This window comes from Acinetobacter lactucae (assembly GCF_001605885.1).
Taxonomy (GTDB): Bacteria; Pseudomonadota; Gammaproteobacteria; order Pseudomonadales; family Moraxellaceae; genus Acinetobacter; species Acinetobacter lactucae.
Genome location: NZ_LRPE01000031.1, coordinates 1 through 513 on the forward strand (window position 1 = coordinate 1; position 513 = coordinate 513).

The 513-nt window shown below is 37.0% G+C and carries 1 protein-coding gene; it reads left to right on the forward strand.

Annotated elements, in window-relative coordinates:
- Window positions 1-177: 177 nt before the first annotated feature.
- The coding region (locus AWW73_RS11415; RefSeq protein WP_205630323.1) for a spore coat protein U domain-containing protein at window positions 178-513 on the forward strand (336 nt) is incomplete at its 3' end.

Below are 513 nucleotides of genomic sequence, written 5' to 3' on the forward strand. Positions count from 1 at the left end.
GATATTTAGAATGAAACAGATATTAGTGTTTTTGTTGTTTTTTTGTATTATGCGCGACTAGTAGAGTAAAAAAATAACGCTTTGAAAAAACAGTCAAAAGAACGAGTGATTGTGATGGGGAAGGCTGGTTTTTACATCTATTAATTTTATTGGCGTAATGTAAAAAGGTTTTCAACCATGAATAAGTCTCTCATTTGTTTATCAGCAATTGCTATGGGTTTAATGTCGATCAATGCCGCAAACGCTGCATCAGCTACCGGTACATTAACCGTTAAAGCTACTATTACAAATAGTTGTGTTCTAAATACTTCTGCAACAAGTACTACATCAAATGCAGTTTTGGATTTCGGTACATTAAGTTCACTTGCGAATAACGTTGATGCAGACACCACAACAACAGGTGGTACTGCCATTAAAGTATTATGTAACAACACTGTGCCATGGACTTTGGCTTTTGATGCTGGGAAGAACGCTCAAACGACACAACGCCGTATGATTGGTGGTGCAACTAGC